This is a genomic window from Mycobacterium sp. IS-1590 (assembly GCF_001500025.1).
Classification (GTDB): domain Bacteria; phylum Actinomycetota; class Actinomycetes; order Mycobacteriales; family Mycobacteriaceae; genus Mycobacterium.
Genome location: NZ_LQIW01000023.1, coordinates 209,812 through 227,891, shown reverse-complemented (window position 1 = coordinate 227,891; position 18,080 = coordinate 209,812). Strand labels below are relative to the sequence as shown.

At 68.0% G+C, this 18,080-nt stretch carries 19 protein-coding genes; 9 read left to right on the top strand and 10 right to left on the bottom strand.

Features of this window, described 5'->3' with window-relative positions; genetic code table 11:
- Window positions 1-90 precede the first annotated feature (90 nt).
- The gene (locus AU197_RS15815) at window positions 91-948 is read left to right on the top strand and encodes an HAD-IB family hydrolase (protein ID WP_064403618.1); all 858 of its coding nucleotides are present in this window, start codon (window positions 91-93) and stop codon (window positions 946-948) included.
- Between the two features lie 448 nt (window positions 949-1,396).
- On the opposite strand, the gene AU197_RS15810 is transcribed toward AU197_RS15815, so the two are convergent.
- Window positions 1,397-2,155 carry a Fic family protein gene (locus AU197_RS15810; RefSeq protein WP_064403617.1) on the bottom strand — a complete coding sequence of 253 codons (759 nt, stop codon included), beginning with the start codon at window positions 2,153-2,155 and terminating at the stop codon, window positions 1,397-1,399.
- Between the two features lie 126 nt (window positions 2,156-2,281).
- Between AU197_RS15810 and acs the strand changes: the two genes are divergently transcribed.
- Window positions 2,282-4,249: an acetate--CoA ligase gene (gene acs / locus AU197_RS15805; protein ID WP_064403616.1), complete on the top strand. Its 1,968-nt coding sequence runs from the start codon at window positions 2,282-2,284 to the stop codon at window positions 4,247-4,249.
- 17 nt (window positions 4,250-4,266) lie between these two features.
- Here the strand turns inward: acs and AU197_RS15800 are convergent, their stop codons facing one another.
- Window positions 4,267-4,935, bottom strand: a complete 669-nt coding sequence (locus AU197_RS15800) for a chymotrypsin family serine protease (protein WP_064403823.1) — start codon at window positions 4,933-4,935, stop codon at window positions 4,267-4,269.
- 231 nt (window positions 4,936-5,166) lie between these two features.
- On the opposite strand from AU197_RS15800, the gene AU197_RS15795 reads away from it, so the two are divergent.
- The gene (locus AU197_RS15795; protein ID WP_064403822.1) at window positions 5,167-5,676 is read left to right on the top strand and encodes a phage holin family protein; all 510 of its coding nucleotides are present in this window, start codon (window positions 5,167-5,169) and stop codon (window positions 5,674-5,676) included.
- The gene (locus AU197_RS15790) at window positions 5,677-6,618 is read left to right on the top strand and encodes an alpha/beta fold hydrolase (protein WP_064403615.1); all 942 of its coding nucleotides are present in this window, start codon (window positions 5,677-5,679) and stop codon (window positions 6,616-6,618) included.
- Here AU197_RS15790 and marP read toward each other — a convergent pair.
- From marP to nth, 4 genes are read right to left on the bottom strand one after another with little or no spacing between them, the layout of a single operon-like run.
- Complete coding sequence (gene marP / locus AU197_RS15785) at window positions 6,615-7,802, bottom strand: acid resistance serine protease MarP (protein ID WP_064403614.1); 1,188 nt, start codon at window positions 7,800-7,802, stop codon at window positions 6,615-6,617. The two genes, AU197_RS15790 and marP, sit on opposite strands and share 4 nt — an antisense overlap.
- Window positions 7,799-8,575 (bottom strand): NUDIX hydrolase, encoded by a 777-nt coding sequence (locus AU197_RS15780; protein ID WP_064403613.1) that lies wholly within the window; start codon window positions 8,573-8,575, stop codon window positions 7,799-7,801. The genes marP and AU197_RS15780 overlap by 4 nt, the downstream gene beginning before the upstream one ends.
- Window positions 8,572-9,231 carry a TlpA family protein disulfide reductase gene (locus tag AU197_RS15775; protein ID WP_064403612.1) on the bottom strand — a complete coding sequence of 220 codons (660 nt, stop codon included), beginning with the start codon at window positions 9,229-9,231 and terminating at the stop codon, window positions 8,572-8,574. The genes AU197_RS15780 and AU197_RS15775 overlap by 4 nt, the downstream gene beginning before the upstream one ends.
- 21 nt (window positions 9,232-9,252) lie before the next feature.
- On the bottom strand, window positions 9,253-9,933 hold the full coding sequence (nth, locus tag AU197_RS15770) for an endonuclease III (protein WP_064403611.1): 681 nt from the start codon (window positions 9,931-9,933) through the stop codon (window positions 9,253-9,255).
- A gap of 259 nt (window positions 9,934-10,192) precedes the next feature.
- Here nth and AU197_RS15765 point away from each other — a divergent pair, with 259 nt between their 5' ends.
- Window positions 10,193-10,486, top strand: coding sequence for a hypothetical protein (locus AU197_RS15765; protein WP_082696711.1), 294 nt, complete (start codon window positions 10,193-10,195; stop codon window positions 10,484-10,486).
- An 88-nt stretch (window positions 10,487-10,574) separates the two neighbouring features.
- Entirely contained in the window at window positions 10,575-11,249 is a 675-nt protein-coding gene (gene crp / locus AU197_RS15760; protein WP_064347819.1) for a cAMP-activated global transcriptional regulator CRP, read from the top strand.
- Between the two features lie 31 nt (window positions 11,250-11,280).
- Here the strand turns inward: crp and AU197_RS15755 are convergent, their stop codons facing one another.
- Genes AU197_RS15755 through sp36 form a run of 3 tightly spaced genes read right to left on the bottom strand, consistent with a single transcriptional unit; the run spans window position 11,281 to window position 12,667 of the window.
- Window positions 11,281-12,057 (bottom strand): MBL fold metallo-hydrolase, encoded by a 777-nt coding sequence (locus AU197_RS15755; RefSeq protein ID WP_064403609.1) that lies wholly within the window; start codon window positions 12,055-12,057, stop codon window positions 11,281-11,283.
- Window positions 12,054-12,509 (bottom strand): RidA family protein, encoded by a 456-nt coding sequence (locus AU197_RS15750; protein ID WP_064403608.1) that lies wholly within the window; start codon window positions 12,507-12,509, stop codon window positions 12,054-12,056. The genes AU197_RS15755 and AU197_RS15750 overlap by 4 nt, the downstream gene beginning before the upstream one ends.
- Window positions 12,506-12,667, bottom strand: coding sequence for a Sp36 family protein (gene sp36, locus AU197_RS26310; RefSeq protein WP_156434436.1), 162 nt, complete (start codon window positions 12,665-12,667; stop codon window positions 12,506-12,508). Before sp36 ends, AU197_RS15750 begins: the two co-directional genes overlap by 4 nt.
- A gap of 104 nt (window positions 12,668-12,771) precedes the next feature.
- Between sp36 and bagA the strand changes: the two genes are divergently transcribed.
- Window positions 12,772-13,791, top strand: coding sequence for an ATPase BagA (gene bagA / locus AU197_RS15745; RefSeq protein ID WP_064403607.1), 1,020 nt, complete (start codon window positions 12,772-12,774; stop codon window positions 13,789-13,791).
- Window positions 13,791-14,918 carry an ATPase BagB gene (bagB, locus tag AU197_RS15740; protein WP_064403606.1) on the top strand — a complete coding sequence of 376 codons (1,128 nt, stop codon included), beginning with the start codon at window positions 13,791-13,793 and terminating at the stop codon, window positions 14,916-14,918. The genes bagA and bagB overlap by 1 nt, the downstream gene beginning before the upstream one ends.
- 21 nt (window positions 14,919-14,939) lie before the next feature.
- Here the strand turns inward: bagB and AU197_RS15735 are convergent, their stop codons facing one another.
- The gene (locus AU197_RS15735) at window positions 14,940-15,296 is read right to left on the bottom strand and encodes a WhiB family transcriptional regulator (RefSeq protein WP_064399335.1); all 357 of its coding nucleotides are present in this window, start codon (window positions 15,294-15,296) and stop codon (window positions 14,940-14,942) included.
- 295 nt (window positions 15,297-15,591) lie between these two features.
- Here AU197_RS15735 and ponA2 point away from each other — a divergent pair, with 295 nt between their 5' ends.
- Window positions 15,592-18,045, top strand: a complete 2,454-nt coding sequence (gene ponA2, locus AU197_RS15730) for a transglycosylase/D,D-transpeptidase PonA2 (RefSeq protein ID WP_064403605.1) — start codon at window positions 15,592-15,594, stop codon at window positions 18,043-18,045.
- Window positions 18,046-18,080 lie beyond the last annotated feature (35 nt).

Sequence of the window (18,080 nt, the reverse complement as noted above, 5' to 3'; positions counted from 1 at the left end):
CGGAAGTGTCGTATCTCCGACACCTGTCATAACCTGCCACTTTGTACATCCGCCCGGCTCTTGTCACGCGCGGGCCCCTATGCTGGCGCTGTGAGCGCATCTGGTCCGACGGCCGAGGCGCCGGACGCTGCGGCGGCGGCCGCCCCGACGGACGGTCCCGTTCGCACCGCCGCCTTCTTCGATCTCGATAAAACGGTCATCGCGAAAAGCAGCACTCTGGCCTTCAGCAAACCTTTTTTCGAGCAAGGACTAATGAATCGGCGGGCGGTGCTGAAGTCGACGTACGCCCAATTCGTATTTCTCATGTCCGGCGCCGACCACGACCAGATGGACCGCATGCGCGCCTATGTCACGAACATGTGCGCCGGGTGGGACGTCGAACAAGTGAAGTCGATCGTCGGCGAAACCCTGCATGACGTCGTCACCCCGTTGGTTTTCGCGGAGGCCGCAGAGCTGATCGCCGACCACAAACTGTGTGGCCGCGACGTGGTCATGGTGTCGGCTTCCGGCGAGGAGATCGTCGCGCCGATCGCCAGGGCGCTGGGCGCCACACACGCGATGGCCACCCGTATGGTCGTCGAGGACGGCAAATACACCGGGGAGATCGCCTTCTACTGCTACGGCGAGGGCAAGGTCGCCGCGATCCGGGAACTGGCCGCGCGCGAGGGCTACGCGCTCGAGCATTCCTACGCCTACTCCGACTCGATCACCGACCTACCGATGCTCGAGGCCGTCGGGCATCCGAATGTGGTGAATCCCGACCGCGCGTTGCGCAAAGAAGCCACGGCCCGGGGTTGGCCGGTGCTCGACTTCTCCCGGCCGGTGTCGCTGCGGGACCGGATTCCGGCCCCGTCGGGTGCCGCCATGGCCACCACCGCGGCGGTCGGTATCAGCGCCCTGGCCGCCGGCGCGCTGACCTATTCGCTGTTGCGGCGCTTCGCGTTTTAGCCCACTCTTCGCCCGTCGAGCGGGGGTCAGCGTAACGATCCGGACTACTGCCGATTTGGCCCTTGATGTGATCGCGGTCACGGGGTACAAAGGAGTCACGGAAGCTTGGAGAGGCCAAGATCGAGTCGGAAGAGAAGGCTCGAATCTCCCGCTTCAGGCTCCCCAGCACGGAACCCGGCACCCACGCGGAGCACATGCCGCGGAATAGGCAAAAGTGTTGCGGGCCTGCGTATTTGCGAAGAGCGGACGACTATAGCGGCCCTTTGGGTGGGGTTGCAGTCGAGGCGCATCGACAAGACGCCGAGGCCACCCACGCAGCCCACCAGAGCACGCTTGGTAACCGGTCTCCGTGCTAGCGGGCGACGAGCCGAACCACGTTCGGAGCGTCGCCCGCTTCGCATGAGCGGCAGGCTGATGGCCGGTGATGGCCGCCCGTTCCAGTAACGCCTCAGGACGACGCGGCCGCCTGCGCGATCGACAGCGCTTCGCGGGCGCCGGCATGCAATGCCTGACAGCTCAACAGGATCCACGCGGTCAGACCGTCGGGGGTTCCGGACGAGAAGCCCCGGGCCGCGGCGTCGTAGTCGCCGGACCGGCGCATCCAGTGAACCTCCGGCACGCCGAGCCCGTGCGGATCCAGTCCGGTGGTGATCGTCACCAACCGCGAGGCCGCCCGCGCCACCACACCGTCGGCCGCACCGAACGGGGCAAGTGTGAGCAGCTCGCCGTGTACGACGGCGGCGAGCACCGGCGCGGGGACCCGGGTCCCTCCCGTGAGGATGTCGGCCAGCAGGGTCAGCCGCGTGCCCACATCCGCGTCCTGGCGCGGGCGACCCAACCGTTCGTCGTCGGCGATGTCGGCGGCCGCCAGCGCGTGCAGCCGGGCGATCGCCTGCAGCGGGGCGCGCTGCCAGACGCCGACCAAGGTGCTCGCCCCGCCTTCCACCGCATCCGACACCCGCAGCGCACCGGCCAGCACCGGGTCCGGGGTTCCGTCCTCGGACATCTGAAGCGCACCGCCATCCAGCACCGACGACGCCCGGGCGGCCCGCAGTGCGGCTTCAGCGGCGCTCTTCGGCCAGCCCCGAAGGTTGGTCCGGTGCCGGTGGGCACGGCCCAGCGCTTCGCGGGCCTCCTCGGCGGCTTCGGCCACGCCGGGCAGTTGGGCCAGCGGCGCTAACGGGTCCTTCGCGAAGCCACCGGTCACGGCAGCACAGGCTAGCCGACCGCTGGCCCCGCGAGCCACGACGCTCACCGCTGCAGACGCACCGTCGGCGGAGTGGACTGTGGCATGCCAACGTGTGAGCCCGCCAAGGTGACTACCCTCACAGATATGGCAGAGTCATCGGCGCAGAACGCTCACGGTCAGTCCGTCTATCCCCCGTCTCCGGAATTCGCCGAGCAGGCGAACGCGACCGAGGACCTTTACCGTCAGGCCGAGAAGGACCGGTTGGCGTTCTGGGCCGAGCAGGCCAATCGGCTCGACTGGGAGACACCGTTCGGCGAAGTGCTCGACTGGTCGGACGCCCCGTTCGCCAAATGGTTCGTCGGCGGAAAACTCAACGTGGCCTACAACTGCGTCGACCGGCACGTCGAAGCCGGCCACGGCGACCGGGTCGCCCTGTATTGGGAGGGCGAGCCGGTCGGTGACTCGCACGCGCTGACCTACGCCCAACTCAAAGACGAGGTCTGCAAGGCCGCCAACGCGCTGACCGACCTCGGGCTGCGTGCGGGGGACCGGGCCGCCATCTACATGCCGATGATCCCGGAGGCGATCGTCGCCATGCTGGCGTGCGCGCGTCTCGGGGTGTTGCACAGCGTGGTCTTCGCCGGATTCTCATCCTCGGCGCTGGCGGCCCGCATCGAGGACGCCGAAGCCAAGTTGGTCATCACGACCGACGGCCAGTACCGCCGGGGACAAGCGGTGCCGTTGAAAACCGCCGCCGACGAAGCGGTGCAGGGCCAGACATCCGTCGAGCACGTGTTGGTGGTGGAACGCACCGGCATCGACGTGCCGTGGACCGAGGGCCGCGACGTCTGGTGGCACGACATCGTCGACGCCGCCTCCACCGACCACACTCCCGAGGCCTTCGATTCCGAGCATCCACTGTTCTTGCTGTACACCTCGGGCACCACGGGTAAGCCCAAGGGCATTGTGCACACCTCAGGCGGCTTCCTCACCCAGTCGTCCTACACCCACTACTACGTGTTCGACGCCAAGCCGGAAACCGACGTGTACTGGTGCACCGCCGATATCGGCTGGGTCACCGGGCACAGCTACATCGTGTTCGGCCCACTGTCCAATGGGTGCACACAGGTCGTATACGAGGGCACGCCCAACTCCCCGAGCCAGCACCGCCACTTTGAGATCATCGAAAAGTACGGTGTGACAATCTATTACACCGCCCCGACGCTGATCCGCACCTTCATGAAGTGGGGCCGCGAGATCCCCGACGCCCACGACTTGTCGAGCTTGCGACTGCTGGGGTCGGTCGGTGAGCCGATCAATCCGGAGGCCTGGCGGTGGTACCGCACGGTGGTCGGCGGCGACCGGACTCCGGTGGTCGACACGTGGTGGCAGACCGAGACAGGCGCGATCATGATCTCCCCGCTCCCCGGTGTCACGGCGGCCAAGCCGGGTGCGGCGATGGCGCCACTGCCGGGCATCACCGCCAAGATCGTCGACGACGAGGGCAAGGATCTGGCGCCCGACGCCGAAGGCGCCGAGCATGTCACCGGCTACCTCGTCCTCGATCAACCGTGGCCGGCGATGCTGCGCGGCATTTGGAAGGACCCGGAGCGGTACAAGGAAACCTACTGGAAGCGGTTCGAGAAGCAGGGCTGGTACTTCGCCGGGGACGGCGCCAGGGTCGACTCCGACGGCGACATCTGGGTGCTCGGCCGCATCGACGACGTGATGAACGTATCGGGACACCGCATTTCGACCGCGGAGGTCGAGTCGGCGTTGGTCGGGCACTCCCATGTCGCCGAGGCCGCGGTCGTCGGCGCCAGCGACGAGACCACTGGCCAGGGCATCTGCGCGTTCGTCATCCTCGAGTCGCACGCTGACGACAGCGACGACATGGTGCAGGAACTTTCCGCACAGGTCGCCAAGGAGATCGGAAAGATCGCCCGGCCCAGGGAGATTCACGTCGTGCCCGAACTACCCAAGACGCGCAGCGGCAAGATCATGCGACGGCTTCTGCGGGACGTGGCCGAGGGCCGCGAACTCGGCGACACGTCGACACTGGTCGATCCGGACGTGTTCGAGGCGATCCGCGCCAGCAAGACCGAAAGCTAGGTCAGCGGTCCGCGGGCTCAGGCGGCGGCGCCGACGGGGACGAAACCCGTCCCCGGCCGGTTCTTGGCCGTGATGTCGGCCAACTGCGTGTTGAACGACATGGTCACCGCGGGGGTGTGCAGCGGGATGTACTTGATGACGCACGTCGGCAGGGCCTCGGAGAAGGCGCCGTGGATCATGCCGACCAGCCGGTTGTTGACGGTGACCGGCGCACCCGAATCGCCGGGCTGACCGCACACCTGGTTGACGATGGTGCCCGGCTCCTCGCCCGGCCCCCACGTCACGCCGCAGGAGTACCCGGTCGTGCGCCCGAGTTTGCAGGCGATGTCACCGGCGACCGGATCGGGTCCCAGGCCGTCGATCTGGAAGCCGTCGACGTTGTTGACCGGGCGTACCTTCTGCGGATCGAACTCGATGACCGCGTAGTCCAGGGCGTCGTTGCCCGCAACCATCGTGCCCACCACGCCGGCGGCATCGACGCCTTCGGCGCTGACCTTCGCGCCGGGACCACCACAGTGTGCGGAGGTGAAGCCCACCAGTCGTCCCCGGTTGTCGTTGCCGATCGCGGTGAGCGTGCACAGCGTCTCACCGTTGACGACCAATCCCGAGCCGCCACCGAGCGAGACCAGCCCCTGAGCGTGCACCGCGGCGGACGTGAAGAAAAGTGCCGCTGCCGCGACGACGATGGTCGTGGCGAGACGGCACAGCAACAGGCCGCTGGTCTTCACGTGAACGTTTCCCCTATCGACGTGCCCCGACCCGCCCTGCCACTGATCTCGCCAGTCTATCGTCGGCCGGGATCGTTTGAGCGCACGTCACATGGCAACATGAGTCGCGACCGACACCATCGCCGGCGGCGCCGGCAGTGGGACAACCGCCGGGAATCCGGCGATCCGGCCTATGCGGGAGGAACCGTCGTGAGCGATCGCAGGAATGGGGCGCCGACCACCGTCACGTCGATACCGTTGGTCGACCCCCATGCGCCCAAGGCCGACCCGTCGATCGGTGACCTCGTCAAAGACGCGACCGCGCAGGTCTCCACGCTGGTGCGCGCCGAGGTCGAGTTGGCCAAGGCCGAGATCACCCGCGACGTCAAGAAGGGCCTCACCGGCAGCGTCTTCTTCATCCTCGCGCTGGTCGTGCTGTTCTACTCGACGTTCTTTTTCTTCTTCTTCCTCGGTGAGCTGCTGGACCTGTGGCTGGTGAAGTGGGCGGCGTACCTCATCGTGTTCGGCCTGATGGTCGTCGTCACCGCCATATTCGCCTTCCTCGGCTATCTCAAGGTGCGACGCATCCGCGGCCCGCAGAAGACGATCGAATCGGTCAAGGAGATCCCGGAGGCGCTGACGCCGGGCCACGACAGAACCAAGGAGCTCGCCGCGGGCGACGGAAAGCCGGCGTCGACGGCCGACCCGTCGGGCTGGTAAGTGCCCCCACCCGCACCGTCGGTCGTCCGCATCGACGGGCCGTGGCGGCATCTGCAGGTGCACGCCAACGGAATTCGCTTTCATGTGGTCGAGGCGGAGGTCGACGCGGCAGCGGGCACCGAGCGGCCGCTGGTGATCCTGCTACACGGGTTCGGGTCGTTCTGGTGGTCCTGGCGCCACCAATTGCGCGGCTTGACCGGCGCGCGCGTGGTCGCCGTGGACCTGCGCGGTTACGGCGGCAGCGACAAACCCCCGCGCGGCTATGACGGCTGGACGCTCGCCGGTGACACCGCGGGGCTGGTGCGCGCGCTGGGCCACAAGAGTGCGACGCTGGTCGGACATGCCGACGGCGGCCTGGTGTGCTGGGCCACCGCCGTGCTGCATCCGCGTGCGGTCCGGGCCATCGCGGTGGTCAGCTCACCGCATCCGGCCGCGCTGCGCGCTTCGGCGCTGCGCCGCCGCGACCAGGGTCGCGCGCTGCTGCCGTGGATGCTGCGCTACCAGGTGCCGATGTGGCCGGAACGGGCGTTGACCCGCGACGACGGCGCGGAACTGGAACGCCTGGTCCGCAGCCGCGCAGGCGACAAATGGCTTGCCACGGAAGACTTCTCCGAGACCATCGCGCACATGCGGCGTGCCATTCAGATTCCCGGCGCCGCACATTCGGCCCTGGAGTACCAGCGGTGGGCCGTGCGCAGCCAGCTTCGCGGCGAGGGCCGGCGGTTCATGCGCTCGATGAAGGGGCCGATCAACGTGCCGGTTCTCCACATGCGCGGTGTCGCCGACCCGTATGTCCTGGCCGATCCGGTGACCCGCACACAGCGTTACGCACCGCACGGTAGGTACGTATCCATCGACGGGGCAGGACATTTCGGCCATGAGGAGGCACCGGACTCGGTGAACGACCAGTTGTCGCGCTTCGCGGGGCAGGTCTACGGCTAGGCGACGCAGGCGCCGGTCGGCACCCGTTCGCTGTTGCCCAGCTTGGCCAGTTGCGCCGACACCTCGTCGGCGGTGAGCACGAAGCCGGTGTCGGCGTCGTCGACTGCGGCACCGAACACCACGCCGAGCACGTTGCCCTCCCGGTCGATCATCGGGCCGCCCGAATTACCTTGGCGCACAGTTCCTCTGATGGTGTAGACCTCGCGCTCGACGGTGGTGGTGCGATAGATGTCGGGACCGCTGAGCTCGATGATCTCGCGGACGCGCGCCGGCGTGGCGACGAAGTTACCGCCCCCCGGATACCCCATCACCACGGCGTCGGTCCCGGTGGTGGCCGGGGTGTTGGCGAACGACAGGGGGGCCGACGGCAGGTCCGGCACGTCGAGGATCGAGATGTCGGCCTGCGGGTCGTAGGACACGACGAAGGCGTCGTAGGTCTGTCCGTCGGCCTCGACGGTGACGCTCTCGGATCCCGCGACGACGTGCGCGTTGGAGATCACCCGGTTGCTGGCGGCAACGAAGCCGGTTCCTTCGAGGACCTTCTGACATCCGGGGGCGACCCCGCGGATCTTGACGACGCTGGGGCGGGCCGACGCCACGACCGGGTCGGCGGCCAGCGCGGCGTCGGGCGCGTCGACGGCCACGATCGGGGTGCGGCCGAAAGGTTGCAGTACGTCGGGCAGGCCGGAGGTGTCCAACAATGCCGAGAGCCGCTTGGGCACCTCGCGCAACCATCCCGGCGCCAGATCGTTGACTTCCTTGAGCACCTGCGAGCCACGCACCGCAGCGGCGAGGTTCGGCTGGTCGGACGACTGCAGCGGGTACGTCAGCATCCACGCGGCCACCAGGACGGCCACGATCTGTATCGCCACACCGATCAGCGAGTCGACCGCCCGCAGCGAACGGTTACGGATGGCGCTGCGCACCGCCCGGCCGAGCACCACGCCGGCGATCTCGCCGACGACGACCAACGCCAGGATCAGAAACAGCGTCACGAACAGCTTGGTGCGCGGCCCGTCGATGTTGGCGACCAGATGGGGCGCGAGCAGCACGCCCGCGACGGCGCCCAGGACCACCCCGAGAAACGACAGCATCGAGCCCAGCGCACCCGAGCGCCAGCCCGAAATGCCCGCGACGAAGGCGATGCCGAGGACGACGAGGTCCACCCACTGTGACGATGTCATGGTTGTGCATCACCGTAACCGGCGCCGCGGCCGACGAGCGCCATTGCGTCCTCCAGTTCGCGCACGTCGTCGGTATTCCACGGCTGGGCCCACCCGGCGACGTCGAGCATCGCCGAGATCACCTGGCCGGTGAATCCCCACACCAGCATCTCGTTGAGCAGGAACGCCGGACCCGCGTATCGCCGGGTGTTTGCCCTGCGGTACACCATGATTCGGTTCTCGGGGTTGATGAACGCACGCAGCGGGACCCGGGCGACGTGGGCGGTCTCGGCCTCGTCGACGACCCGCACCGGGCCGGGGTCCGGCGAGTAGGCCAGCACCGGTACGACGTGGAACCCCGACGGCGGAATGAACAATCGCTCCATCGTGGCAAGCGGATGTAGGCGTTCGGTGTCGATCCCGGTTTCCTCGTTGGCCTCGCGCAGCGCCGTCTGCACCGGGCTGTGGTCGCCGGACTCGACGGCCCCGCCGGGAAACGCAGCCTGACCTGCGTGGTGACGCAACGTGCCCGCGCGCACCGTGACCAAGAGGTCGGTGTCGTCGGGCACACCGCCGGTCGAGGAGTCGGCGGGTCCGGAGAACAACACCAGCACCGCCGCCTCGCGCGCGTCGGCCTGCGCCGGTTTCCCTTCGCTGGTGACCATCGCCAGCAGCTCGGGCGGTACCCGCCTGCGGTAGGCGCGTTTGATGTCGCCGGCGTTGTCCAGCAAAGGTTTGAGCCAGCCCGGCGCGGCGTCGGGTGTCAGACCGCTGCCCTCGCTGACCCAGCTCACCCCGGCTCTCCCGTCCTCGCGCCGACCTGCGGCCCCACCGCTGCGGCGATCTCATCGGCGCTGGTGAACGAGCGCGGCAGGACGTCAGCAACGCTACCGTCTGCGCGCAACACCACGGTTGCGGGCATGACGTTGGGTACCCGCAGCGCGGCGGCGATCAGCCGCCTGCCGTCCTGCAGCGTGGGTAGTCGTACGCCGAGTTCGGCCAGCCGCAGCAGCGCCGCCGTCTCGTTCTCGTCCTGGTGCACCGTCAGCACGGTCACGGTCGACCCCATGCGCCGCTGGTATTCGGCCATCGCGGGCAGCTCGGCGGCGCACGGCGCACACCAGTACGCCCACAGGTTGAGCACGACGACGCGGCCGGCCAGTGCCTTGGCGACGTCGACCATCGCCCCGTCGCCCGCACATTCCAGCGTGATTCCGCGCAACGCCTCGGGTCCCGGCCCGGCTCCCGGTGCGGGACACGCAGGCAGCTCGGCCTCGGCCCGCGGGCCCGCCAGCGCTTCGGCGGTGTCGGCGGCCCGGCGGTCGCGCGCACTGTGCCCGGACGGCGCCCCCGTGGAGTCGGTGTCGCGGTCCAGTTGCGACCACAGCGCCCACCCGAGCGCCACGAGGATCACCAGCACCACGACGGTCCAGCGGGTCGAGGTACGCACGGTCGAGGGGCCCGGTGCCGGTTACAGGCCGGCCATGGCCAGCAGATGCTCGGTTTCGGGCCCCTTGACCAGCGGCGCTGCGGTCAGGGGGTCGGTGGGCCCGATACCGAACGAGGGGCAGTCGTTGGCCAGCACGCAGACCCCGCACGCCGGCTTGCGCGCGTGACAGACGCGGCGGCCGTGGAAGATCACCCGGTGGCTCAGGTCGGTCCACTCACTGCGCTCGATGAGCGCACCGACCGCGTGCTCGACCTTGACCGGATCCTCTTCGGTGGTCCACCCCCAGCGGCGAACGAGCCTGCCGAAATGGGTGTCGACCGTGATGCCGGGGACGCCGAACGCGTTACCGAGGATGACGTTGGCGGTCTTACGCCCGACCCCCGGCAGGCTGACCAGCTCCTCCATGGTCGCCGGTACCTCGCCGTCGAACCGCTCGACGAGTTCCTGGCCGAGCCGGATGAGTGAATTCGCCTTGTTGCGGTAGAACCCGGTGGGGCGGATGAGCTCCTCCAGCTCCGTGCGGTCGGCCTGCGCGTAGTCCAGGGCGGTGCGATATTTCTTGAACAGCGCCGGTGTCGTGAGGTTGACACGCTTGTCGGTGCTCTGGGCCGACAGGATCGTCGCGACCGTGAGCTCGAGCGGGTTGGTGAAGTCCAGCTCGCAGTACACATGCGGAAACGCCTGCGCCAGAGTGCGATTCATGCGCCGCGCGCGTCGGACGAGACCAATCCGCGTTTCGCCGTCCCGACTCCGGGCGCGCTTGGGCGTGCCCGCCTTCTTTGCCGACGCCTCACTTACGGTCACGAGTGCCAGCGTACTGAGGCCCTTGGACAAAGCCAGCGCGACGGCGCTGACGCAACTACTGCGGACCGGTGACGATTCGTGATCCCGCTGAGACTTTCGGCGTGTTTACTTCTGCCTTGTGTCGTGGTTGCTCGTTGGCCTCATTCCGGGGTTGCTGATGGCTGCGACGCTCGGGCTGCAACGCCTGGAGGCCGGCCTGCACCGCGACACGGTCTCGGCCACCGATGTGGCGCAGTTCTTCGAGCGGGCCGAGCCGTTGGACGTCGACACGCTGGCGCGGGACGGGATGAGCCGCGCACTGGATGGTCTGCGCCATCGCCAACACGCCGCGCACGCGGTCACCAGCGGGTCGACGGCGCATTTTCGCGACGCGGATCTGCCCGTTCGGCGATATCCCCAGCTCGGGGTGAATCCCGAATTTCAGCAGACCCGACATGCCGATCGTGTGTAGCGTGGGCTGGTCACGAATTCGGGTACCTCTAGACTTATGTCGCTTACCGATAGAGGTCGGCTTCACCTAACAGCTTAAGAGGGGCAACGTGGACGAGATCCTGGCGCGGGCCGGAATCTTCCAGGGGGTCGAACCCAGCGCCGTCACCGCGCTGACCAAGCAATTGCAGCCAGTCGACTTCCCCCGTGGACACACCGTGTTCGCCGAGGGTGAGCCCGGCGATCGGCTCTACATCATCATTTCCGGCAAGGTCAAGATCGGACGCCGCTCGCCGGACGGTCGCGAGAACCTGCTCACGATCATGGGCCCGTCGGACATGTTCGGTGAATTGTCGATCTTCGACCCCGGTCCGCGGACGTCGAGCGCGACCACCATCACCGAGGTTCGCGCGGTGTCGATGGACCGCGATGCGCTGCGGGCGTGGATCGCCGACCGCCCCGAGATCGCCGAGCAGCTGCTGCGCGTGCTCGCCCGCCGGCTGCGCCGCACCAACAACAACCTCGCCGACCTGATCTTCACCGATGTTCCCGGCCGAGTGGCCAAACAGCTGCTTCAGCTGGCGCAGCGGTTCGGTACCCAGGAGGGCGGCGCGCTTCGGGTGACCCACGACCTCACGCAGGAGGAGATCGCCCAGCTCGTCGGCGCGTCCCGGGAGACCGTCAACAAGGCGCTCGCCGATTTCGCCCATCGCGGCTGGATTCGCTTGGAGGGCAAGAGCGTTCTGATCTCGGACTCGGAACGGCTGGCCCGCCGAGCGAGGTGACGAGCGAGCATCTGGCACCGAGCGAGGTAGCTCAGGCGCGCAGATAGTCGAGTTGGGCCTGGACGCTCCATTCGGCTACGTCCCACAGCTTCTCGTCGACGTCGGTGTAGACGTGCTCGACGACCTGACGCACGGTGGCGTCCTCGCCGAGCACCCGCAACGCCGCGCGCACCTGCCCGAGCCGCTCCTCGCGGTGCGCCAGGTACATGTCGGTCACGGCTTCGAGGTCTTCGAGATCGGGGCCGTGCCCGGGCAACACGGTGCGCCGCCCGAGGCCCCGCAACCGCTGCAGTGACTCCAGGTAGTGGGCCAGGCTGCCGTCCTCCTTGTCGATGACGGTGGTCCCGCGGCCCAGCACGGTGTCGGCGGTCAGCACCGCATCGTCGAGCAGAAACGACACCGAATCCACGGTGTGCCCCGGCGTGGCCATCACGGTGATCCGCAGGCCCGCGGCCTCGATGACCTCACCGTCGGTGAGCGGGCCGCCCAGACCGCGGAGGAATCCGCTGCCCACCGACCGCACCACCGCACCGGTGCGGTCGACGATCTTGTCGATGGCGCCGGTGTGGTCCTCGTGTTTGTGGCTGATCAGCACCAACGGGATGCTGCCGAGCTCCGCGATCCGCCCGATGTGCTCGTCGTCATCGGGTCCGGGGTCGACGACGACCATCTCGTCGCTGCCCGGGCCGCGCAGCACCCAGGTGTTGGTGCCGTCCAGCGTCAACAGGCCGGGGTTGTCGCACAGCAGCACGGAGGCGGTGTCGGTGACCGGACGAAGCCGCCCGTACGCCGGATGCTCCGGCGTCACGCGACCTCCACGATCACTTCGACCTCGACCGGGGCGTCCCTCGGCAGCTCGGACACCCCGACCGCGGACCGGGCATGCGCGCCGGCCTCCCCGAACACCTCACCGAACAGTTCCGAGGCGCCGTTGATCACGCCGGGTTGACCGTGGAATCCGGGTGCGGAGGCGACGAACCCGACGACCTTGACCACGCGGGTGACCGCGTCGATGCCGACCAGCGAGTGCACCGCGGCCAGCGCGTTGAGCGCGCACACCCGGGCCGCCGCGTAGGCCTGCTCGGGGGCGACCCCGCCGCCGACCTTGCCGGTGAGAAGCAGTTCACCGTCGCGGATCGGCAGCTGACCCGCGGTGTAGACGAGGTTGCCGGTACGCACGGCGGGCACGTAGGCCGCGAGCGGCGCGACCAGTGGGGGCAGTTCGATGCCCAGCTCCGCCAGCCGCGCGGACGGCGTCACTTGGGACGTTTGAGGTAGGCGACGTGCTGTTCACCCGTGGGGCCCGGCAGCACGGACACCAGCTCCCAGCCGTCCTCACCCCACTGATCGAGGATCTGCTTGGTGGCGTGGGTCAACAGCGGGACGGTGACGTATTCCCATTTTTTCGTTTCGCTCATGCAGCCCACCTGGTTTCTCCGGTCATGCGCCCGAGCTTATCTCCGCACCGCTTCGAGGCCGCAGACCCGCGGAGGGCGAAACGCCCGTTGGCTAGCATGCACGGGTGGCATCCACTACCAATGGCGGTAGATCCGTCGGCTGGCCCTCTCGGCTGAGCAAGGCTCGACTGCACTTCGTCACCGGCAAGGGTGGCACCGGCAAATCCACGATCGCAGCATCACTGGCGTTGGCGCTGGCAGCGGGTGGACGCAAGGTGCTGTTGGTGGAAGTTGAAGGGCGCCAAGGCATTGCGCAGTTGTTCGACGTGCCGCCGCTGCCCTATCAGGAGGTCAAGATCGCGACCGCCGAAGGCGGCGGTCAGGTCAACGCGTTGGCCATCGACACCGAGGCCGCGTTCCTGGAGTACCTCGAGATGTTCTACAACCTGGGCCTTGCCGGGCGCGCGATGCGCCGGATCGGAGCCGTCGAGTTCGCGACCACGATCGCACCGGGTCTGCGCGACGTGCTGCTGACCGGCAAGATCCGCGAGATCGTGACCCGCGCAGAGAAGGGCAAGCAACCGGTCTACGACGCGGTGGTGGTCGATTCCCCGCCGACGGGTCGCATCGCGCGGTTCCTCGACGTCACCAAGGCGGTGTCCGATCTGGCCAAGGGAGGCCCGGTGCACGGTCAGGCCGAAAGCGTGGTCAAGGTGCTGCACTCGGACATGACCGCCATCCACCTGGTCACGCTGCTCGAGGCGCTGCCCATCCAGGAGACCCTGGAGGCGATCGACGAGCTCAAGGAACTCGACCTGCCCATCGGCAGCGTCATCGTCAACCGCAACATCCCCGCTTACCTGCCCGCCGACGCGTTGACCAAGGCCGCCGAAGGGGACATCGACGCCGACACCGTGCGCGCGGACCTCGCCGAGGCTGGAATCACGTTGGCGGACTCCGATTTCGCCGGCCTGTTGACCGAGACGATCCAGCATGCGACCCGGATCAAGGCGCGCGCCGAGAGCGCCGAACAACTCGACGCGCTCGATGTGGCGCGCCTGCAGCTGCCGCAGATCGTCGACGGCGTCGATCTCGGCAGCCTGTACGAACTCGCCGAAGAACTCGAACGCCAGGGAGTGCGATGATGAGTGCGACTCCACCGGCCCTCGACATGGGCACGATCCTCAAAGACACGTCGAACCGCGTCGTGGTGTGCTGCGGCGCGGGTGGTGTCGGCAAGACCACCACCGCTGCGGCAATGGCACTGCGCGCCGCGGAGTACGGCAGGACAGTCGTCGTGCTGACCATCGACCCGGCCAAGCGGCTCGCCCAGGCGTTGGGCATCAAGACCCTCGGCAACACCCCGCAGCGGGTTCCGCTCGCCCCCGAGGTGTCGGGCGAACTGCACGCGATGATGCTCGACATGCGCCGCACGTTCGACGAGATGGTCATCCAGTACTCGGGAACTCAACGGGCACAGGAGATTCTGGACAACCAGTTCTATCAGACGGTGGCCACCTCGCTGGCCGGCACTCAGGAGTACATGGCCATGGAGAAGCTCGGCCAGCTCCTCGCCGAGGACCGGTGGGATCTGGTCGTCGTCGACACGCCACCGTCACGTAACGCGTTGGACTTTCTGGACGCGCCAAAGCGGTTGGGCGGCTTCATGGACAGCAGACTCTGGAAGCTGCTGCTGGGGCCCGGCCGCGGTATCGGCCGATTGGTCACGGGCGCCATGGGACTGGCGATGAAGGCGCTGTCGACGGTTCTCGGATCGCAAATGCTCTCGGACGCAGCGTCTTTCGTGCAGTCTTTGGACTCGACGTTCGGCGGCTTCCGCGAGAAGGCCGACCGCACCTACGAACTGCTCAAGCGGCGCGGAACGCAGTTCGTGGTCGTTTCGGCCGCCGAACCGGATGCCCTTCGCGAAGCCTCGTTCTTCGTCGACCGGCTCTCCGAGGAGCACATGCCGCTGGCGGGGTTGATCCTCAACCGCACCCACCCGATGCTGTGTGATCTGCACGCCGAGAAGGCCGAGGAGGCCGCCGAGACCATCGAGAAGAACGATCCTGAATCGGTGACGGCTGCGGTGCTGCGGATTCACGCCGACCGGGCCATGACCGCCAAACGTGAGATCCGGCTGCTGTCGCGCTTCACCGGGGCCAACCCGCACGTGTCGATTGTGGGCGTGCCCTCGCTGCCGTTCGACGTCTCGGACCTGGAGGCGCTGCGGGCGATCGCCGATCAGATCACCGGCGAGACCGCCGCGTAGCGACGGAGATGTGGGCGCGGCCTAGACCGCGTTGCGGTGCTTGCGCTGGGCGTTGAAGAACTCCGCCCAGGACACGACCTCGGGATGTTGCTTGAGCAGGGCGCGGCGTTGCCGTTCGGTCATTCCACCCCAGACCCCGAACTCCACCCGGTTGTCGAGCGCGTCGGCGCCACACTCGAGGATCACCGGACAATGCCGACAGATCACTGCGGCCTTGCGCTGTGCGGCCCCCCGGACGAACAGCTCATCAGGATCGGTTTGGCGGCATCGGGCTTGCGACACCCAGGCGATGCGGGCTTCGGCCTCGGCACCGTGGACGACACTGTGAGCCGACGACGTCATCGCGGTTCTGCGCGCCGCGGGCCTCGTAGCTGACACCAGGATTCCCTCCGTTCCAACCGCCCCCCGGTCAACACCGGTACGGCGCGATCCCTGGTAGTAGAGCGCTGATGCGATCTACGTCACATTGCGAGGGGTCAGTGTGACCTGTATCGCACTGTCCGATCAAATTAGATGGTCACAGTCGTGTTGCGCAATACGTACGACCCCACTTTTTTGGGACGACCGTGCCGTCAGTCGGCAAAACCGACCTCCGCGCCGCTCGGCGCGGTTTCGCGGTCCGCCGATCGCCCGTGGCGAGCCCGCGTTTTGCGACGTCGTTAGTCTGTAGGTCATGCCGGACAGTCCACCGCCAACTCCGCCTCCGCGGACGGTGACGGTGATCAAGCTCGCCTGGTGCGTTCTGTTGGCCAGCGTCATCACCGCGGCGTTGTTGTTTCCGGTCGTCGGTGGCTTCGGCCTGGTCTCCAACCGGGCCTCCGACGTGGTGGCCAACGGTTCGGCGCAACTGGTCGAGGGTGAGGTCCCGCAGGTTTCGACGATGGTCGACGCCAAGGGCAACGTCATCGCCTGGCTCTACAACCAGCGCCGCTTCGAGGTGCCCAGCGATCAGATCGCCAACACGATGAAGCTGGCGATCGTCTCGATCGAGGACAAGCGGTTCGCCGAACACAACGGCGTCGACTGGCAGGGCACGCTGACCGGGCTGTCCGGGTATCTGTCCGGCAATCTGGACACCCGCGGCGGTTCGACGATCGAGCAGCAGTACGTCAAGAACTATCAGCTGCTGGTGATCGCCCAGACCGACGCCGAGAAGCGCGCCGCCATCGAGACTACCCCGGCCCGCAAGCTGCGCGAGATCCGCATGGCGCTGACGCTGGACAAGACGTTCACCAAGTCCGAGATCCTGACCCGCTATCTGAACCTGGTGTCTTTCGGCAACGGCGCCTTCGGTGTGCAGGACGCCGCGCAGACGTACTTCGGCGTCAACGCCTCGGAGTTGAACTGGCAGCAGGCCGCTCTGCTGGCGGGCATGGTGCAGTCGACCAGCACGCTGAACCCCTACACCAACCCCGAGGGTGCGCTGGCACGGCGAAACCTGGTGCTGGACACCATGATCCAGAACATCCCCGAGGAAGCGGCCGCGTTGCGCGCCGCCAAGGAGGAGCCGCTGGGCGTCCTGCCGCAGCCCAAGGAACTGCCCCGCGGCTGCATTGCCGCCGGCGACCGCGCGTTCTTCTGCGACTACGCGCTGGAGTACCTGGCGCGCGCGGGCATCAGCAAGGAACAGGTCGCCAGGGGCGGATACCTGATCAGGACCACCTTGGACCCCGACGTCCAGGGGCCGGTGAAGGCGGCGGTCAACCAGTTCGCCAGGCCGGACCTCGACGGTGTGGCCAGCGTCATGAGCGTGATCAAGCCCGGTAAGGAATCGCATCCGGTGCTGGCGATGGCCAGCAGCCGGACCTACGGGCTGAACCTCGACGCGGGCGAGACCATGCAGCCCCAACCGTTCTCCCTGGTCGGCGACGGCGCCGGTTCGACGTTCAAGCTGTTCACCACCGCCGCGGCCATGGAGATGGGGATGGGGATCAACGCCCAGCTCGACGTGCCCGCCCAGTTCCAGGCCAAGGGGCTGGGCAGCAGCGACACCCCGGGGTGCCCGGCCGCGACGTGGTGTGTGAAGAACGCAGGCGGTTACCGCGGCGCCATGAACATCACCGACGCCCTGGCGACGTCGCCCAACACGGCCTTCGCCAAGCTGATCTCGCAGGTCGGTGTGCAGCGCAGTGTCGACATGGCGGTCCGGCTGGGGCTGCGCTCCTACGCGCTGCCCGGCACCGCCCGCGACTACGACCCCGGCAGCAACGAGAGCCTGGCCGACTTCATCAAACGGCAGAACCTCGGTTCGTTCGTGCTGGGGCCGATCGAGGTCAATGCGCTCGAGTTCTCCAACGTCGGAGCGACGCTGGCCTCCGGGGGCGTGTGGTGCCCGCCGAACCCGATCGCCCAGGTCATCGACCGGCACGGCGAGGAGGTCTCGGTCACCACCGAGACCTGCGAGCAGGCGGTGCCCGAGGGCCTTGCGAACACGCTGGCCAACGCCATGAGCAAGGACGACGAAGGGGCGGGCACCGCCGCAGGGGCGGCCGGTTCGGTCGGGTGGGACCTGCCGATGTCGGGTAAGACCGGCACCACCGAGGCCCACCGCTCGTCGGCCTTCCTGGGCTTCACCAACACGCTCGCCGCCGGAAACTACATCTACGACGACTCCACCGCGCCCGGCGAACTGTGCTCGTTCCCGCTGCGCAAGTGCGGGTACGGCGACCTGTACGGCGGTAACGAACCGGCCAGGACGTGGTTCGCGGCGATGAAGCCGATCGCCAACAACTTCGGCGAGGTCCGGCTGCCCCCGACGGACCCGCGCTACGTCGAGGGCGGCCCCGGCTCGCGGGTGCCCAGCGTGTCGGGCCTGACCGAGAGCGCCGCGCGCCAGCGGTTGCGCGACTCCGGCTTCCAGGTCGCCGACCAGGCGTCGTCGGTGAACAGCAACGCGCCCCGCGGCTCCGTCGTCGGCACGACGCCGGCGGGGCAGACGGTGCCGGGGTCGATCATCACGATCCAGGTCTCCAACGGCATCCCGCCGGCACCGCCGCCGCCGCCCCCGGGCGCGATACCCGGCCTTCCCGCCCCAGTCGGGCAGACGGTGGTCGAGATTCCCGGCCTCCCGCCGATCACGGTGCCGGTGCTCGGACCCCCTCCGCCTGCGCCACCACCGCCACCGTGATCGATGTGGAGTTGATTACGACCGAGCGGTCGAGA

Coding starts and splice junctions, on each gene's coding strand:
- AU197_RS15765 (WP_082696711.1), top strand. CDS start 10,193: ATGGCTGCGACGCTCGGGCTGCAACGCCTGGAGGCCGGCCTGCACCGC.
- nth (WP_064403611.1), bottom strand. CDS start 9,933: ATGAATCGCACTCTGGCGCAGGCGTTTCCGCATGTGTACTGCGAGCTG.
- ponA2 (WP_064403605.1), top strand. CDS start 15,592: ATGCCGGACAGTCCACCGCCAACTCCGCCTCCGCGGACGGTGACGGTG.
- sp36 (WP_156434436.1), bottom strand. CDS start 12,667: ATGAGCGAAACGAAAAAATGGGAATACGTCACCGTCCCGCTGTTGACC.
- marP (WP_064403614.1), bottom strand. CDS start 7,802: ATGACATCGTCACAGTGGGTGGACCTCGTCGTCCTCGGCATCGCCTTC.
- bagB (WP_064403606.1), top strand. CDS start 13,791: ATGAGTGCGACTCCACCGGCCCTCGACATGGGCACGATCCTCAAAGAC.
- acs (WP_064403616.1), top strand. CDS start 2,282: ATGGCAGAGTCATCGGCGCAGAACGCTCACGGTCAGTCCGTCTATCCC.